18 protein-coding genes are annotated in these 17,417 nt (G+C 41.5%); 11 read left to right on the forward strand and 7 right to left on the reverse strand.

The genetic code is table 11. The features are described 5' to 3' along the window. Window positions 1-9: 9 nt before the first annotated feature. Window positions 10-984 carry a polyprenyl synthetase family protein gene (locus tag FC14_RS01950; RefSeq protein ID WP_056976105.1) on the reverse strand — a complete coding sequence of 325 codons (975 nt, stop codon included), beginning with the start codon at window positions 982-984 and terminating at the stop codon, window positions 10-12. A 177-nt stretch (window positions 985-1,161) separates the two neighbouring features. Between FC14_RS01950 and FC14_RS01955 the strand changes: the two genes are divergently transcribed. From FC14_RS01955 to FC14_RS01985, 7 genes are all read left to right on the forward strand, one after another. Next, a complete protein-coding gene (locus FC14_RS01955) occupies window positions 1,162-2,064 on the forward strand; it encodes a prenyltransferase (RefSeq protein WP_056976106.1) in 903 nt (300 codons plus the stop codon). A 17-nt stretch (window positions 2,065-2,081) separates the two neighbouring features. Next, complete coding sequence (locus FC14_RS01960; RefSeq protein ID WP_056976108.1) at window positions 2,082-3,290, forward strand: NAD(P)/FAD-dependent oxidoreductase; 1,209 nt, start codon at window positions 2,082-2,084, stop codon at window positions 3,288-3,290. Between the two features lie 35 nt (window positions 3,291-3,325). Further along, window positions 3,326-4,231: a hypothetical protein gene (locus tag FC14_RS01965; RefSeq protein ID WP_056976110.1), complete on the forward strand. Its 906-nt coding sequence runs from the start codon at window positions 3,326-3,328 to the stop codon at window positions 4,229-4,231. 227 nt (window positions 4,232-4,458) lie between these two features. Then, the gene (locus FC14_RS01970) at window positions 4,459-5,547 is read left to right on the forward strand and encodes an ABC transporter ATP-binding protein (protein ID WP_050611387.1); all 1,089 of its coding nucleotides are present in this window, start codon (window positions 4,459-4,461) and stop codon (window positions 5,545-5,547) included. 11 nt (window positions 5,548-5,558) lie between these two features. Further along, complete coding sequence (locus FC14_RS01975; protein WP_056976112.1) at window positions 5,559-6,362, forward strand: ABC transporter permease; 804 nt, start codon at window positions 5,559-5,561, stop codon at window positions 6,360-6,362. A gap of 1 nt (window position 6,363) precedes the next feature. Beyond that, window positions 6,364-7,191 (forward strand): ABC transporter permease, encoded by an 828-nt coding sequence (locus FC14_RS01980; RefSeq protein ID WP_050611385.1) that lies wholly within the window; start codon window positions 6,364-6,366, stop codon window positions 7,189-7,191. Next, window positions 7,188-8,261: an ABC transporter substrate-binding protein gene (locus tag FC14_RS01985; protein WP_056976115.1), complete on the forward strand. Its 1,074-nt coding sequence runs from the start codon at window positions 7,188-7,190 to the stop codon at window positions 8,259-8,261. The genes FC14_RS01980 and FC14_RS01985 overlap by 4 nt, the downstream gene beginning before the upstream one ends. A gap of 192 nt (window positions 8,262-8,453) precedes the next feature. Here FC14_RS01985 and FC14_RS01990 read toward each other — a convergent pair whose 3' ends face one another. Then, window positions 8,454-9,488 (reverse strand): serine hydrolase domain-containing protein, encoded by a 1,035-nt coding sequence (locus FC14_RS01990; RefSeq protein ID WP_056976117.1) that lies wholly within the window; start codon window positions 9,486-9,488, stop codon window positions 8,454-8,456. Window positions 9,489-9,644: 156 nt separating this feature from the next. Here FC14_RS01990 and FC14_RS01995 point away from each other — a divergent pair, with 156 nt between their 5' ends. Further along, window positions 9,645-10,433, forward strand: a complete 789-nt coding sequence (locus tag FC14_RS01995; RefSeq protein WP_056976119.1) for a DUF4931 domain-containing protein — start codon at window positions 9,645-9,647, stop codon at window positions 10,431-10,433. Beyond that, window positions 10,420-10,602, forward strand: a complete 183-nt coding sequence (locus FC14_RS02000; protein WP_056976121.1) for a hypothetical protein — start codon at window positions 10,420-10,422, stop codon at window positions 10,600-10,602. Before FC14_RS01995 ends, FC14_RS02000 begins: the two co-directional genes overlap by 14 nt. A 55-nt stretch (window positions 10,603-10,657) precedes the next feature. Here FC14_RS02000 and FC14_RS02005 read toward each other — a convergent pair whose 3' ends face one another. From FC14_RS02005 to treR, 3 genes are all read right to left on the reverse strand, one after another. Continuing rightward, on the reverse strand, window positions 10,658-12,007 hold the full coding sequence (locus FC14_RS02005; protein ID WP_082618659.1) for an MFS transporter: 1,350 nt from the start codon (window positions 12,005-12,007) through the stop codon (window positions 10,658-10,660). Window positions 12,008-12,099: 92 nt separating this feature from the next. Further along, window positions 12,100-12,870, reverse strand: coding sequence for an alpha/beta hydrolase (locus FC14_RS02010; RefSeq protein ID WP_056976123.1), 771 nt, complete (start codon window positions 12,868-12,870; stop codon window positions 12,100-12,102). A 110-nt stretch (window positions 12,871-12,980) separates the two neighbouring features. Then, window positions 12,981-13,709: a trehalose operon repressor gene (gene treR / locus FC14_RS02015; RefSeq protein ID WP_050611378.1), complete on the reverse strand. Its 729-nt coding sequence runs from the start codon at window positions 13,707-13,709 to the stop codon at window positions 12,981-12,983. A 601-nt stretch (window positions 13,710-14,310) separates the two neighbouring features. On the opposite strand from treR, the gene FC14_RS02020 reads away from it, so the two are divergent. After that, window positions 14,311-14,745 carry a GNAT family N-acetyltransferase gene (locus FC14_RS02020; RefSeq protein ID WP_056976125.1) on the forward strand — a complete coding sequence of 145 codons (435 nt, stop codon included), beginning with the start codon at window positions 14,311-14,313 and terminating at the stop codon, window positions 14,743-14,745. A 167-nt stretch (window positions 14,746-14,912) separates the two neighbouring features. After that, the gene (locus FC14_RS02025) at window positions 14,913-15,398 is read left to right on the forward strand and encodes a hypothetical protein (RefSeq protein ID WP_056976127.1); all 486 of its coding nucleotides are present in this window, start codon (window positions 14,913-14,915) and stop codon (window positions 15,396-15,398) included. A 40-nt stretch (window positions 15,399-15,438) separates the two neighbouring features. Here the strand turns inward: FC14_RS02025 and FC14_RS02030 are convergent, their stop codons facing one another. Beyond that, entirely contained in the window at window positions 15,439-16,419 is a 981-nt protein-coding gene (locus FC14_RS02030; RefSeq protein ID WP_056976129.1) for a DUF1002 domain-containing protein, read from the reverse strand. 85 nt (window positions 16,420-16,504) lie between these two features. Beyond that, a complete protein-coding gene (locus tag FC14_RS02035; RefSeq protein WP_056976131.1) occupies window positions 16,505-17,155 on the reverse strand; it encodes a type II CAAX endopeptidase family protein in 651 nt (216 codons plus the stop codon). Window positions 17,156-17,417: the final 262 nt, after the last annotated feature.

Genomic DNA, 17,417 nt, shown 5'->3' on the forward strand with positions numbered 1-17,417 from the left:
CTTTTTTAGTTAGATTTTACGTTTAAGTAAATGGTTGGTTAGTTTAGTAAGTTGCTTTTTGGTCTGAGACTTAGGTAGGCCCTCAATATCAACCAAGGCTTTGTGGGTAAATTTGCGGGCGACCTCACGAGCAGCATCGACTCCGCCTAAGGTTCTGACTAGGTTAGCGACGGCCTGCATATCTGCCAACTCCATTTGGTTTTGTTTATCTAAGTATGGTTTAAAAGCTGCCGGCTCTTTTTTTAGGGCCAAGAGCAGTGGAAGTGTATAGACCCCAGTATTTAGGTCCTCGATGACAGGTTTATTGAAGTCGGCCTGGTTAGCGCTGTAGTCCAAGATATCGTCTAGCATTTGGAAGGCTAGGCCGATATTAAGCCCGATTCGCCCGGCCCGGCGAACCACTTCGGGGCTAGCCCCACTAAAGTAGGCACCTTCTAAACTGGCCAGGCGAAAAAGTTCGGCCGTCTTACCAGAGATTGACCGTAAGTAATCGCGAATTGACTGGGTTTGGTTATAGCGGAGCTGCATTTGGTCTAGTTCGCCTAGTAAAATCTTTTTCATAGCGGCTGCGTTAATCTGCATATAATGAGAACCGTTCATAGTTTCTAAGGTCAAGTCAAAGAAAATGGTAAACAATAAGTCACCAGTATAAACGGCGATGTTTTTCCCAAATTTAGCTTGGATAGAAACCGTGCCACGCCGTAAGGGGGAGTCGTCAATAATATCATCATGGATTAGGGTCGCCATATGTAAGATTTCTAGGGAAGCGGCGATTTTAGTTAGCCGGTCTTCGTCTTGATTGGGGCCAAAGTTGGTAAATAAAAAGAAAAAGGCCGGACGCAGGTACTTACCCCCAGCCTGAGCTAGCTGGGCGACCGCCTGGGAGATTTCTGGATTACGAACTTGGACGCGTTGTTCGATTAGGTTTTTAACTAGCGCAACTTGCTTTTCTAAAACAGGGTATGTTTTCCAATATGATGACATGAATAAACCTCTTTACTAACGTTTAGATACAAGTTTAATTCTACCCGTTTAAAAGCTTAAAAGCTAGTTAAGAAATTAAATTGTAAACGATTTTAATTTGGCAAAATATTTTTCAAATTTAAGAGATTGCTTTATAATAATTATGTAAAAGTTTTATTGAGAGAAGGGTACTTGAAGATGACTGTCCCAGTTTTTTTGGAATTGGTCGAAATGAAAGCTAAGACGGCCAGTGTTTTACCCTTTTTAATTGGTCTTTGTTTTAGCTATTACTACTATGGTACGGTCCATGTTGCCTATGTTCTCATGTATTTTGTGGCCATGTTTTTATTTAACATGTTCGTCGACATTTGGGATAACTATAATGATTATCACCGGGCGGTCGATGTTCATGATTACAAACAAAATACCAATATCATTGGCCGTGAGCACCTATCTTTAGTCCAAGTCAAAACAATAATGGCTTGCTTTTTTATTAGTTCACTGTTGATAGGGTTAGTGCTAGCCTGGCTAGTAGGCTGGCCCCTGTTGATTATGGGGGGCTTTTGTTTCTTGGTGGGCTTACTTTATTCGGCTGGACCTAGGCCGTTATCGAGCCTGCCACTAGGTGAATTTTTCTCTGGGTTTACCATGGGCTTTGTAATCAGTTTAATCTGTGTCTACCTCAACACCTACCAAGATTTTGCTTGGACCTGGGCGAATTTAGGGCGGATTTTGCTAATTGCCTTGCCTAACACACTGTGGATTGCTAATTTGATGTTAGCCAATAACCTGTGTGATAAGGAAGAAGACGAAAAAAATCACCGCTACACCCTGGTCCATTACATAGGCTTAAAGGGTGGGCTATGGCTGTTTGCCGGGGCCAATGTCGTAGCTTTATTAGCAATTATTGGAGAGTTTTTATGGGGGCTTGCCCCAGCTACAGTTTTGCTGAGTTTACTATTGATTCCATTTATCTACAAGCAAACTAAGTTGTTGTGGCAAAAACAAGTAAAAATGGAAACGTTTATCTGTGGAGTAAGGATTCTTGCAGTGGGTTCTTTAACCCAAGTAGTGACTTACTTAATCGGAATTATATTGTAAAGGAGTTCGTGCTGACTATGAAGGAAGTATTAGTATTAGGTGCAGGTTATGCAGGTTTAAAGACTGTTCGTAATTTGCAAAAGGAAAGTGGAGATTTCCACATCACTTTAGTTGATATGAATGACTATCACTATGAAGCAACTGAGTTACACGAAGTTGCTGCTGGTTCTCAACCAAAGGATAAGATTACATACCCGATTAGAGATGTCTTAAACGACAAGAAGGTTACCTTCTTACAAGACGAAGTTACTAAGATTGACCCAGCTAATAAGTTGGTATCAGTTAAGAAGAATGGTAGTCTCCACTATGACTACGTGGTTGTTGCCCTAGGTTTTTGCTCAGAAACATTTGGTATCAAAGGGGCCCAAGAAAATGCCTTGCAAATGGTTGACATTGATACTGCCGAAGCAATTCACCAACACATCATCGCCATGATGAAGAAATACAAGGAAACTAAGGATAAGAACTACCTCAAGTTACTTATCTGTGGGGCTGGTTTTACCGGGATTGAATTAGCTGGGGCTTTCGTTGACGAACGCAAGAAGTATGCCCAAATTGCCGGCGTAGATGAAAGTGAAATCGAAATTATCTGTGTAGAAGCAGCTACCCGGATTTTACCAATGTTTGATGATGAAATGGCTCAATACGGGGTTAACCTAATTAAGAAATTAGGGGTTAACTTGATGACGGGCTGCATGATTAAGGAAATCCGTCCAGGGCAAGTTGTTTACGCTAAGGGCAAAGATGATCCAGAAGAACATGTAGTAGAAGCAGCTACAATCGTTTGGACTACTGGTGTCAGTGGTAGCCCTGTTATCGGTGAATCTGGCTTTGAACAACGTCGGGGTCGGGTAATGGTTAAGCCTAACTTAACTGCCCCAGATTATGATGATGTTTACATTATCGGGGACGTTTCCGCATTAATGGATTCAGCTTCTAACCGGCCATTCCCAACTACTGCTCAAATCGCAACCCGGATGGGAGCTCACGTAGCTACTAACTTAGCTCACCAATTAAAGGGAGAAGCAACAGAAGACTTCGACTTCAAGTCACTAGGGACAGTTGCTTCCGTAGGTAACACCCACGCCTTTGGGGTGGTTGGTACTAAGAAAATCAAGGGGTACCCTGCTTCCTTTGTTAAGAAGGCAATCATGAACAAGTCTTTAGTTGATATTGGTGGTTTGAAGGAATTATTAGCCAAGGGACGTTTTGATTTGTACCACTAAAAAATGTCCCGACGTCAAGATTGGGGGAAAAGGCTATGAAAAAAACGTTGATAGTTTCGTTAGCAGCCTTAGCCTTAGTGTTAGCGGGCTGTGGTAACCAAGCGGAGAATCAAACGCAAGCTACTAGCAGCGATAAGGTTTCCACGAGCCAAAAGAAGCAAGCACAGACTAAAAAAGCAAGTTCTACTAGTAGTTCAAGTTCGGTTTCTAGTCAAAGCAGTAGTGAAACAGGTAGTAGTCAAGCTCAAAGTAGAGCTACTAGTTCGAGTGCACCTGACTACTCTGGTCAGGTACAGATTTCAGCAACGCAAAACTTGCAGCGGCTAGGCCAGTTTAATTACTTGCTAAAGTATAACTTAGGTAAGGAGATTGTGCTTCCTAATAATCCAGGTTATAACGACGAAAGTAAGAAGTTAAACGTCTGGTATGAAGGTGATGGCAACAACTATAGTATTCACTACAGCCAGGCTGCCAGTGGTCAAGACTTTAACGCTAATAGTTTGCGTGATGTGACCGATTATGCCGTCTTTACCAAGAAGACCTATGGTTCCGCTAGCGAAGCCCAGGCTGAGATCAATTACCAAACGACAGCCATGACCCAAGGTCTACCTAAGGTTAACCTGGGGTATGGAATTATTGGGACGATTGATTCCGGGGCAGGTCAAAAGTACTTGCACTGGAATGAAGGTCGCTGGTCTTTAGGTGTCCACGCAGTGGCAGTCAATGGTGAGGATCCGGTACCAACTGCCCGCAAAGTAGTGGAACTGTTAGAGCAGTATTACTTACCTGCTCCGGATAATTATGGATCTGGTAGCTTTAGTGTAGCTAGTTCTAGTGGCCAACAGGCACCTACCTTAAAGTGGCAGGCTGGTAATAGCGTTTATAGCCTGGAAGCCAAGGATTTAACTGTATTAGTTAGAATGGCTTCAACTGTCAAATAATATAAGAATGACCTCTACGTTGAAAACACAACGTAGGGGTCATTCTTATTAGTGTTGGTTTGTAATCTCAATGACATTTTTTATTTAAGTTTATTTAATGTAAATTGAATAAAAATGCTAGCATAATAATTATAGATAGTGTATTATCCTAGGAGTGCTAATATATCGTGCACTAAGAAACGTGAAAAGCCACGCAGCGGTGGCTTATAAAACAAGGGGGTTAGATTGTGAAACAAGCAATTATTTCATTTAATAACGTCATGAAGTCTTATGACGACGACGTGCCAGTTTTGAAAAATATCAGTTTTGACATCGAGGAGGGGAAGTTTTACACCTTACTGGGGCCTTCAGGGTGTGGTAAGACGACGATTCTCCGCATGATCGCAGGTTTTTCAGAGCCAACTAAGGGAGACATTTACTTTGAGGGAAAACGAATTAACAAGGTTCCGGCTAATAAGCGCCAAGTTAATACTGTTTTCCAAGACTATGCTTTGTTCCCACATATGAATGTATTTGATAATATTGCCTTTGGATTGAAGATGCGGCATTTACCTAAGGAACAGATTGAAACCAAGGTAAAAGAAGCTTTGAAGATGGTTCGCTTGGATGGTTACGAAAAGCGCGGGATTAATGAGATGTCAGGGGGACAAAAACAACGGGTGGCGATTGCCAGAGCGATTGTTAATGAACCTAAGATTTTACTATTAGACGAGCCGCTTTCAGCTTTAGACCATAAGTTAAGAACTGATATGCAGTATGAATTGCGGGAATTGCAACGGCGGTTGGGAATCACCTTTATCTTCGTGACCCATGACCAGGAAGAAGCTTTGGCCATGAGCGATGAAATCTTCGTCCTCAATAACGGATCAATCGTTCAAAGTGGAACACCGGTTGATATTTATGACGAGCCGATTAACCACTATGTGGCTGACTTTATCGGGGAAAGTAACATTGTTGATGGAACCATGATTGCAGACGAATTGGTCGAATTTGTCGGGCACCAGTTTGCCTGTGTTGATGGGGGGATGCGTCCTAACGAACCCGTGGAAGTGGTGTTACGTCCAGAAGATTTGACTTTGACTAGCGTGGAAGCGGGTAAACTCAAGGTTAAAGTCGATACCCAACTCTTCCGGGGAGTTCACTATGAAATTATCTGCTATGATGAAGCAGGTAATGAGTGGATGATTCATTCCACCCATAAGGCAGTTCCTGGACAAGAATACGGCTTAAACTTTGAACCAGAAGACATTCACGTTATGCGTTTCAATGAGTCGGAAGAAGATTTCGATGCCCGGCTTGAAAGTTACGAAGATTAGGGGGGCTAGTTATGAAGAAGATGCAGACCCTCTTTGCCATCCCATATTTTTTATGGTTGGTACTCTTTGTTTTTGCGCCGGTGGCGTTAATTGTCTTTTACTCATTTTTAGATCCCCAGGGTCACTTTACCTTAACTAATTATCAGACCTACTTTGCTTCGGGCAAGTATTTGCTGATGACTTTTAATTCGGTGTGGTATGCTTTTTTGATTACGATTATCACCTTAGCGATTAGTTACCCCACCGCTTATTTCTTAACAAAGTTAAAGCACAAAGACCTTTGGTTGTTGTTGGTTATCCTTCCAACCTGGATTAACCTCTTACTGAAGGCCTATGCTTTTATCGGCATCTTTGGAATTCACGGGGGCATTAACCGCTTCTTGGGCTTTTTTGGCCTTGCTCCGCACCAGCTCTTATTTACAGATGCTAGCTTTTTGATTGTAGCGATGTATATTGAGTTACCCTTTATGATTATTCCGATTTTTAATGCCCTAGAGGAGCTAAATCCTTCCTTGCTTTCTGCTAGCAAGGATTTAGGGGCTAATAGTGCGCAGACCTTTTGGAAAGTCATCTTGCCTTTATCCATGAATGGGGTTAAAAGTGGAATTCAAGCAGTCTTCATTCCTTCTTTATCCCTCTTCATGTTGACGCGGTTAATTGGTGGTAACCGGGTAATCACATTGGGGACTGCGATTGAAGAACACTTCTTAGTGACTCAAAATTGGGGCATGGGTTCAACCATCGGGGTGGTTTTGATTATTGCCATGTTTATCGTGATGTTACTAACCGGTGAGAAAAAGAAAGGGGGTAAGTAAGGTGAAACAATTAAAGTGGTCAAACTTGTATTTAACCCTAGTCTTTATCTTCTTATACTTGCCCATCGCCTACTTGATTTTTTACTCCTTCAATGCTGGCGATTCGATGAGTAGCTTTAAGGGCTTTTCCTTGGTTCACTTTCAAGAGTTATTTGGTGATACCCGCCTCATCATCATCTTGCTTAACACCTTTATGTTAGCCTTTTTATCTGCCTTAATTGCGACAGTGATTGGCATCTTTGGGGCCATGAGCATTTACTACCTCAAGAAACGGGCAGCTAAGACAGCGATGCTTTCGGCTAATAACGTCTTAATGGTTTCACCTGACGTTATTATCGGGGCCAGCTTCTTGATTTTCTTTACCTTTTTAGGTAATCTTTTTTCTGGCTTTGGCCTTGGTTTTACCACGGTACTGTTATCGCACATTGCCTTCAGTATCCCGATTGTAGTCTTGATGGTCTTGCCAAAATTACAGGAAATGAATGACTCAATGATTTCGGCCGCCTATGACTTGGGAGCTAATAATTGGCAAATCTTAACCAACGTTATCTTGCCTTATCTAACCCCAGGAATTATCGCGGGTTACTTTATGGCATTTACCTATTCGCTTGATGATTTTGCCGTGACCTTCTTCGTGACGGGGAATGGCTTTACCACTTTGTCTGTAGAAATTTACTCACGGGCGCGGCAGGGGATTAGCTTAGAAATCAATGCCCTCAGTACCTTAGTCTTCCTCTTTTCCTTGGTGTTAGTGGTGGGCTACTACTTCATTAGTAAAGATAGTCGGAAGCGCCGCGGTAAGAAGAGAAGGGGGGCGTTACTTAAATGAAAAAACTCCGTTCACTTTTAATTGGCATTATTGTTATCATTATAGTCTTGGTGGTAGGGGCCTATGAACTCAATAAATCGACGGGCCAGGCCGGAGCAAAGATTGTTAATATTTATAACTGGGGTGATTATATTGACCCGGCTTTAATAACTAAGTTTGAAAAGGAAACAGGTTATAAAGTTAACTACGAAACCTTTGACTCTAACGAGGCGATGTATACCAAGATTCAGCAGGGAGGGACTAGCTACGACATAGCGGTCCCAAGTGAATATATGGTGGAAAAGATGAGAAATGACCACCTCTTAGTCAAGTTAGACAAAAAGAAGTTACCTAACCTTAAATACATTGGGAAGGAATACTTAAACGAAAGCTTTGATCCCCATAATGCCTATTCAGTTCCTTATTTCTGGGGAACGCTGGGTATCATTTATAATGATAAATATTATCAGGCCAGTGATGTTGATACTTGGGCTAAGTTATGGAATCCGCGCTTTAAAAATCAAATCATGTTTATTGATGGAGCCCGTGAGTTTATTGGAATTGGGCTCAGTAGCCTAGGTTACTCGCTTAACAGCACCAATGATAAGCAGGTTGAACAGGCCTATGAAAAATTGAAATCCTTAACTCCGAATGCTAAGGCAATAGTTTCCGATGAAATTAAGATGTACATGGTTAACGGGGAAAGTAACCTAGCTGTAACCTACTCTGGTGAAGCGGTGGATATGCTGTCCAAAAATAAGCACCTTCACTATGTTATTCCAGAGGAAGGAACCAACCTGTGGTTTGATAACATCGTAATTCCTAAGGGGGCTAAGAACTTGAAGGGGGCTTATGCCTTCATTAACTTCATGCTCCGTCCGGAAAATGCCGCTCAAAATGCTGAGTACGTCGGGTACTCAACGCCTGATGAAGGGGCGTTGAAGTTATTGCCTAAGTCAGTAACTGGGGATAAACAATTCTATCCAAGTAAGCAACAGTTAGCTAAGATGGAAGTTTATAAGAACTTAGGGCCTAAGTGGCTGGAGCGCTATAACGATCTGTTCTTGGAATTAAAGATGTACCGGAATTGATTTTAAGAAAAGCTTAGGATTTTATCGAACTTTCCTAAAAAATTGTTCACAAAATCTTCACTTCCACTCGGTATAGTATAAGCATACCCAATAAATAAAAAACTTTTTCATAGATATTTCTTCCCCTAAAAGAAATAAATACTCCTTTTGAATAAAGGTCTCGTACTAAGGATAATTCCTTGGTGCGAGACCTTATTTGTTTAGGGCTGCAAACAGTGGTAAATCGAAGGTATAGTTGACTCCGCCCTTGGTGTAAGCAGTAACGTTTGACTGGACTAGGACGGCCTGCTGCCCGTCAGGACTGATGGTAACCGAAGTTTCGTCCCCTAACTGGGTTCCGTGTAAATGATAGACGCCAGACTGAAGGTGGTAAAAGCCGGCACTATAATAGGGAAAAGCAGCAGTAGGTGGCTTATTATAAAGGGTGGCTGTTAAGTTTGGAGCCAGTAGCTTACTTTGTAAAAAGGCGGCTAAGAGGTAATAAAGGTCACGACCATTCATGGCTACCTGTCCAGCTCCGTAGTTATTATAAGGATTATAGTCTGTTTGGCTAAAGAAGCCACCTCTTAGGTAGGAATAGCTTTTAAGGGCGGTGGCTTGCATTAAGTCCAAGTGGATGCCTAGTGGGGTAGTTATGGCTTGCTTCAAAAAAGTAGCATAGGATTGACCGCTAACTTGGGTGATGATGCCAGCTAGTAAATTATAGTTGTAGGAAGAATAGTGCCAGCTGTTAATATTTTGCGGGTCAATCTTAGCCTGGTGTACCAGGTCTGTTAGGTAAGTCTGGTAAGAGTCATAGTGCTTATGTAGAGAAAAATAGCTAGTATCAAGGCCTGAACGGTGATTAAGTAGCTCAGCTAAGGTGACCTTGCTTGCTCCAGGTAGATTAGGATAATAAGTGGCTAAGCGGTCAGTTAAAGCTAGCTTCTTATTTTGGGCTAAAAGAGCGATTAATTGAGCGGTAATGGCTTTGGAAACCGAACCAATCATATATGGGGTAGTAGCCGTGTTTTTGACTTTAGTCTGGTAATTTTGGTAACCATTTGAAATTTGGGCAATAATCTGACCATTTTTGACCAGGGTAATAGTCCCGGCAAAATGTTTCTGTTTAATCAGTTTGTGTGCCAGCTTAATGGCGTGGGTATTAGGGTTAGTTTGGGCCTTGGTAGTTATAGGATTACTTACAAGCAAGGCCACCAAGATAAGCATCAAGTTAAACTTTTTCATGTTGAGCCACCTTAAATTAAATTGCCTTTATTGTAGCAGGTAAAGTTAAATAATCATTAACCAGGAAAGAAAAAATTACTAAAGCTAGCTAGTTGGTAAATAGAAATTGTTGGCGCTATAATTTACTTAAGAAATCAACTAGGTAGGTGAAGCTTAATGACCCCCTTAGAATTTATTCCCGCCATTGCGCAGCAAAAACCGACTAATCAAGATGCCTGCCCCTTTTGTAACCTGGCCAGCCTGGAGAAAATCATTGATCAAACGGGTGATTTCTTGTGGTTGGATAATAAGTACCCGACCATCAAGGATACCTACCAAACCCTGGTGATTGAAAGCCAGGAGCACCTCGGAGATATTAGCAACTATTCCTATGCTTATAATAGGCGCTTATTTAATTATCTTTGGGACTGTTTTGATAAGTTGCAGGCCACCGGAGCTTACCAAAGTGTGGTAATGTTTCGTAATTTTGGGCCAAGGTCGGGGGGCAGTTTGCGCCATCCCCATACCCAAATTATCGGTTTTGACCACGTAGATGCCTACGAGCAACTTGAGGAAGCTAATTTCTTAGGAAAAGAATTATTAGCGGAAACGACGGCCAGTCCTGAAATTACCCTTTCTCGTCAGCCTTTGATAGGTTTTAGTGAATTTAACGTGCTAGTTTCGAAGCGACAAGCCCTAGCCAAGTTAGCTGATGGGGTGAAAGAATTGGTCGGCTACCTAATGACGGCATATTTTAACGGGCGGTGTGATTCCTATAACCTCTTTTTTTATGAACGGCCAGGAAAGTTTATCTGTAAGGTGGTTCCCCGCTTTATTGCCTCGCCTTACTACATTGGTTATAAACTGCCCCAAGTTGATGATGCAGTTAGGCAAGCGGAAGTGAAAGCAGAATTTTTCGCTTACCGGGCGCAATTAAGAAAGGATTTGTTAGATGAAGAAGCGTAACTTATGGTTGGGCTTGGGTTGGTTTGTCCTTGCCTTAGCGATTGGAGCCGTGCTAATGTACCGTTTTACACATTCAGGCCATATGGGGATTGGGCCCGTTAGAAGTTTTAAGCTAATGGCTTTAATGGTGGCGGCTTTAGCGGCTGCAATTTACCAGTTTAATAAATAAGGCCTGGTATCTCTTCCAATTTTGGGTGAGATACCAGGTCTTATTTACTTACTGCTTACTTACTTTTGATAAATAGGGCTAATCCTAAGCCACAGAGCTCGAGAACTAGCATGGTATAACAGACGTAACTAAAAGCAGTTAAGGTTGCGGCTAGGTGTGTTAGGCCTAGCAGTTGTTGGTGGTCACTAACCTGGGTGAGGATGATGGTTGCTAGGGCAACGCCAGCGGAGCCTAGCACCTGCCGGACGGTCGTAATAACAGCTGTTCCATGTGAAACTAACTTGGGAGAAAGAAAGTTAGAACCGAGGGTGATAGCAGGCATCATTACAAAGGCGTTACCTCCTTCGATGATGGCAGCACAGATTATCATCAAGGTTAGTGATTGAAAGGAGAGCAGGTTACTTGTTAAGTACCAACCACCGCTAATCATAATCAGTCCAATTAAAATGGTGGGTTTGAAACCAAGGTGGTCGGCTAATTTACCGGCTAAAAAATTAAGGAGACTTAAAAAGACTGCTCCAGGGACCAGGGCTAAGCCTGAAATAAAGGGCGATACCCTTAGGACACCTTGATAATAAAGGGGAAAGATAATGGTGACTACGATTAAGGCAATGTAGGAACAAGCGGTTAATAGGAGGGCAAGGTCATAGTTGAAACTCTTCAAAACCCGTAGGTCTAAAAGGGGACTAGTAGCTTGTAGTTGCCGGTAAACAAATAAAGCTAGTAGCACTAAACTGACTACTAATAGACCGAGGTTAACTTTGAGATTACCTGTTCCCTTAGCCAGGCTGTTAAAGACATATACTAACCCAATTAAACCAAGCGAGAAGAAAACAGAATACCAATCTAATTTGCTGGGATGACGGGGCATGACGTCTTTAATGAAGCCACTGGCTGCTAAAATAATAACCAGGGAAATAAGGGAGATGAAGACGACAAAGAGGCTTTGCCACTTGAAGAATTTCAGAATTAAACCGGAAATAATGGGGCCACAAGCTAGCGCGGAGCCCATGACTAATCCGGCAAGCCCCATGGTACTACCACGTTTGGCTGGCGGGGTAATTGTTAGGAGGACCGTTTGGTAGGAAGGAAATAAAATCCCGACAGCAAAGGCTTCTAAAATGCGGCCAAGCATCATGATGGCGAAGCCAAAACTTTGCAGTTTTAACGGGGTTAAGACAATAATTAAGGACCCCAAGTCAAATAAGATGAGGGCTCCTAGAAACATCGTTTTGAAAGAAAAGTTATTCAGCAACCAGGGACTTAAGGGCATACTAATGCACATTACGAGCATAAAGCCGGTAGTAAGCCATTGGATAGTGGCTGCTGATAAGTGAAAGGCACTCATTAAGGTGGGATAGGCAGTCGACAGGGCGGATTGACTAATCGACATATCTAGATCCATTTTTAAACACTCCTAAATAATAAAAATTATAAATTAATCCTTTCGGTGTCAATTATAGGAGCAATTTCGATAAATGTAAATATAACTAGTTTTTAAAACCAGAGAAATTCTAAGTAGCGTTGGTTTTGTTCTTGCCAGCTAGCTTCGTTGTGTTGACCATACTCTTGTAAGTAGAAGTAGGTTTTAGCCCCCTTTGCCTGCAAGGCGGCTTCGAGGCTGAGATTGCGTTTGACGGCCGGAGTCTGGAATGGGTCAAGCTGATTTTGGTTTGCCTGGGCTTCGAGTTGCCCGATTGAAAGGTAGAAACGCGAATCGTCATTAAGTTCTTGCTTACTAAGGTTGGTCATCAGTTCTTCAAAATTAAAGCTAAGTGCAGACGATAGGCAGGCCATCTTAGAAAAGTAATTATTAAAGGCAATTCCTGCGTAAGCTGCCATTAAACCACCCATACTAGAGCCGGCAATTCCGGTTGCTTCTCTAAAGGGATAGGTGCGAAATTTTTGATCGATATAAGGCTTTAGTTCTGAAACTAACCAATTTAAAGTCTCCTTGCCGTAAGCTTCTATCTGGCCAAAGGGTTCTTCGAAAAATGAGTAGGGAGAATACTCGGCCAAACGTTGGTTACCTTGGTGGCTACACTCAATGCCTACGACAATCATTTTTTTAGGCCAAACATCAAGAAAGTCTTTTAGGCCCCAAGAGGTTCCAAAGCTAGCTTCGTAATCGAAAAACAGGTTTTGACCATCGAAGTAATACATGCAGGGATAAGCTTCTTGGCTTTGATAGTAATCGTCAGGCAAATAGATATGTAAAGTGCGACTAGAGTTAGCAGGAGTAAAGGGAAAATCTTTAGTAACAATCATATTGACGACCTCGCTTTAGTGTTGTTGCCTTAATTTTAGTTAGCTAGGAAAAATTTAGCAAGTAAAAAAACAGTGACTAGCCTTGAAGTGAAGGCTAGTCACTGTTAAGCTTAGCTACGAGCGGCATTCTTTCTGCGCTCGAAATCGATAAACTTGAACTTATCTGGACGCTGGTAGGAAGTTGTCAGTTGGAATAACCGGGTGTCATCCAAATAAGACATACTTCGAATCACAGCGGCATAGTGATCATCTGTTAGTTTGAGAATTTTGGCAATCCGCTCAGGTACCCGTTCAACGGTAATCTCTTTTGTTGAATAAGAGATGTTAAGGCCTAAGGTTCTCTCGAGGTAACTGTAAAGTGAATTGATTACATCTGCCTTGGTGATGATGGGAACGGCTTCTTTGAACAGGAACTCTTGGTTTAGCACACTGGGAATATTATCAATATAGCGCAAGTGTTCCACGTAGTATGAAGGCGCCCGCCTGTTTAAATTATGTCCCCCAAAAGTAGAAGGCGATGTCCGTTCACTTAGGTTTAAAACCTCAATGTCGCTAGACTTACCTTGTTGCTTATCGAAGTCCTTAAAGCTTACCACCCCAGAAATAGGGAAGGTAAAGTTTTGAACGTCTAAGACAAGTGACCCCTTGCCCCGAATTTTTTGAATCAGCCCTAGGCTAGTTAACTGAGCTAACGCTTTCCGGACTGTTTCACGAGAAGTACCATATAACTCACACAAACGATGTTCACTAGGCAAGTAGTCACCAGGTTTATATTGAGCAAAACGAATTTTTTGAATAATATCTTGTGCAATAATTTCTTTTTTTGATTGGACTGGCATGTTACTGATCCCCTTTAGTATGAACAATATCATTATATGCCAATTTAATTAGCTAGACAAGTTATAGACCTTAAAATAACGGTAAAGTTAGGGGAGTTAGATTTACTTAGTGTACAAGTTATTGGGCGGAGTTGGAGGTCTTAATAGCAGCCAAAATGGAGAGGATAATTTTACTTACTATTTTTCAGAGTTCTTTTCCAAAATTCACACTTTCTTCACAAAATAAGTGTACTATACAAGCATAGGCTAATAACCAAAATAAACTTTTTTCATTTACTTATCTCCCCTATAGATAGGAAATGATGAAGAAAAATTACTGTTTCCCCTAACAGTGATTTTATTACTCCTTTTTTCACCGTAACTTCTCCTGGTTACGGTGTTTTTTTAGGTTGGAAATATTTTTAGGTATTTCGTGATTATCCAAAACTCTTTACAAAAAATTTACACAAATTATATATACAAAAAGTAAGTTAGTTGCTATAATTAAAAAGCAGACTAGGAGAGTTTCCAGTTTTGTTGGCGGATTAACGCTTTAATTAGGGAAATTCTACTTGGTCTATTTTTTGTGTAAAACTTATTCTTATGAAAAGAGGTGTCTGAAATGGAAATCAGAAAAGTTACTTTATTCAGTCCAGTTCACTATGCAGCGTTAGCTTTACGCGAGGAGGTACTAGGCTCCAAACCTGACCTAGAGTTAGAAGAAAAGTTAACCGTATTTGTAGCAATTTTAAATGGACAAGTAATCGGGACAGCGGCGGTACAACTATATCCTTTAGGTATTGCTAGAATCCGGCAGGTGGCGACAGCGAAAGCAGCGAGGGGCCAAAATGTTGGGACCATGTTGATGGATGCTTGCGAGGAATACGCCTTAACCAAAGGAGCTCACCAGGTGGTGTTAACGGGACGGCAAAGTGCAAGTGGTTTCTATTACAAGCGGGGTTACGAACAATTTTTATTACCTTTTTCTAGCCACGGCATTGACTTTTTATGGATGAGAAAGGGACTAGCAGTTGAGACGGAAGCCGAAATTGCCTAACATACAAAGGATTGATTATTATGTCAGAAGACAGTAGGTAAAAGACTGAGACGAATTAATTTGTCTCAGTCTTTTTTGCTAGGAAAACTTAAAAATTTCATTAAATCTTCAAAACTATTTGGGACAATGTGGGTAAATTAATTTGTAACGTTAGGACGGCATAAAAAATGAAAAAATTACTAAAAATTTGGCTCGTAGTTATTTTATGTTTGGTGCCTAGTCCCTTAATCTACCTCCTCAATCGGGGGGAAGGTAAGATTTTGTGGGCAGCCAGTTGCTTTATTCTAGCCTATTGTTGGCTTTTGTTGGGAATGTGTCTGGCGGTTAATTACCACCACGTGCTAGCTTGCTTGGCTGTGGATGAGAATAAATTTAATCTGAAAGTTAAGCACTGGCCGCCTAGGATACGAGCGCTACTAGCTAGTTGCTACTATGTTTGTGATTTTAAGGTAAGACGAGGAATTAAGTGGTTGTTCTTTTTACTCCTGGTAGTTTTGTGGGGAGTGATTCAATTTCAAGAGGTATTTACCAGTAACGTCACCTTTATTTTGGCCCTCAATGGCTACACCTTTGTCGGGATTATTATTTATATGGCCAAGTTATTGTTTGGTTCTAATTTAGATGAAGAGTGGTTATATCACGAAAATAAATAAGTCCGGACTACCAGGAGAGGTAATCCGGACTATTTTAAAATTAGCTAAATAAACTTTGAATCCAGGCGATTAATTTTTGGAACCAATTTTGAGCGGTCTCGCTAGCTTTTTTGGTATCGAGGCTGCTTGCCCAGTCCTTAGCCTTATTCATCAAGTTGCCGGTTGAGTTCTTAACGTTGTTGATGGTATTACCAACGTTAGAAACGTACTTGGAACTGGATGAAATTGGTGAATTTTGGAAGTTAACGAGGACGTTAACGATGTTATTGACTTGGTTAGTAGTCGTTTGTTCTGAAATTCCCCGCTTAGCTAATGCTTCTTCCAGGAGTTTAGCGATTTGGTCGGTAGTTAAACTGTTACCGTCTTGTTTTTCTTGGGCGATTTGCTTAGTGGTATCACCGACGGCTGCCATTAACTTACCAGGATAGGTCTTATCATCTGAGTTAGCGTTAATGGCATCTTGGGTAGCATCTAGCATCTGGTTGGCGGTGGCAGTATTAGTCGTATTTAAGGTAGCACCATCAGCGGCAAAAGCTTTATAAACCCCAGTTAGGGCAGCTTCACCAGAAACAGGACGGTTAGCTGTGACAACGATTGTCACGTCAGTAACCCCGGCCATTTGGGCAACGAGGGCGTATTGCTGAGCGGTTACGGTTGTAATGTTATTGCTACCATTATAGTCCTTAATATTAACTTTCACCCCAGAACCAGGATCTCCTGGTGCAATCGCAACGGAACTGATCATGGCCGCGTCCGTTGTGTTAGTGGAATCAGAGATATATTTACGGTAGTCGCTTGCAGTTGAGGTGAGCTTCTTGAAGTTAGAATCTGTTCCTAAGACATTATCTAAATCAGCGTAGTGCTCAGATGCTACCCCGGCCCCATAGACTACGTATGAACTGTTAAGGGTATGAGTAGTGGTGCTTTGACCATCAGCCTTAGCAAGTAGCGGGACACTCAAACTTGCAAGCAAGATAGCCAGCAGTGAATAGGTAAATCGGCGTAATGATTTAAACATCATAACTACCTCCTTTTTATGTTATTAACCTACCTTAATTGTAACACTAAGAGGCGTTAACCAAGATTAAGATATTGGAAAATAAAACTTAGTGAATTCCTAAGAAGAAGACTAAGATTACGGGCGCGTTGTTTAAGACATGCAGGGTCAAGGAGGCGCTTAAATTTTTGGTATGTTTATAAACAAAGGCCAAGGTCCAACCTAAGGCCGAGTAAAGCAGGGTCCCTAAGATATTAAAGTTTGAGTGAGCTAGACCAAAGAGGAGTCCGCTGACAATAATAGGTAAGAAAAATTTTTGGGGCCAAAATAGTTTCATGAAGATACCTCTGAAAAGCATTTCTTCGCATAAGGGTGCAAAGATGCAGGCGATAATCACAATCATTAAGGCGGTGGTCTGGTTATGACCCATAGCCGCCCTGATGAGGTTATCATTTTTGGTATCCGTTTGGTGATACAACCACTGGCTTAAGTCAGCGTAAACTAGTTTAATCATGGTCAGAGCAAAGTAGCCCACGATAATAGCGACCCAGTCGTTTTTACTCAGTTTGTGGAAGGCGTCCTTTTTAAGCACCCAAAAGTAAAGACAAATCAAGAGGGCATAGAGTCCAAAGAAGGCTAGCCAGGCGAGGGCTTTTTTGCCAGGAAGAGTGGCTAAGCGTAAGCTGATTTGTGGCACGAAGAGTGCAACGGCTAGCAGTCCAAAACTGATAGTTGCTAGCAAGAATTGTTTTAGTTTCATTATTATGGCCCCTTTCAATTAGCTGCCTTTAGATTAACAAATTTTACTATAAAAGACTAGTTTGTTTAATTTTTGTGAAAGGCTGGGGGCAAAACGTGCTTTTTAACCTGAAAAAAGTTATACTTAGTTTACAGATAACTCATAACACAAATAAAGCTGGTGCGTAAGTGCCGGCTTTATTTGTTAGTAGCAAGGCTCATTTTACAAACTGAAACTTGAAAGCAAAAAAGAGCATAAAAATTCTCTATTCTCTTGATATAAG

This window comes from Ligilactobacillus agilis DSM 20509 (assembly GCF_001436215.1).
In the GTDB taxonomy this organism is placed as follows: Bacteria; Bacillota; Bacilli; order Lactobacillales; family Lactobacillaceae; genus Ligilactobacillus; species Ligilactobacillus agilis.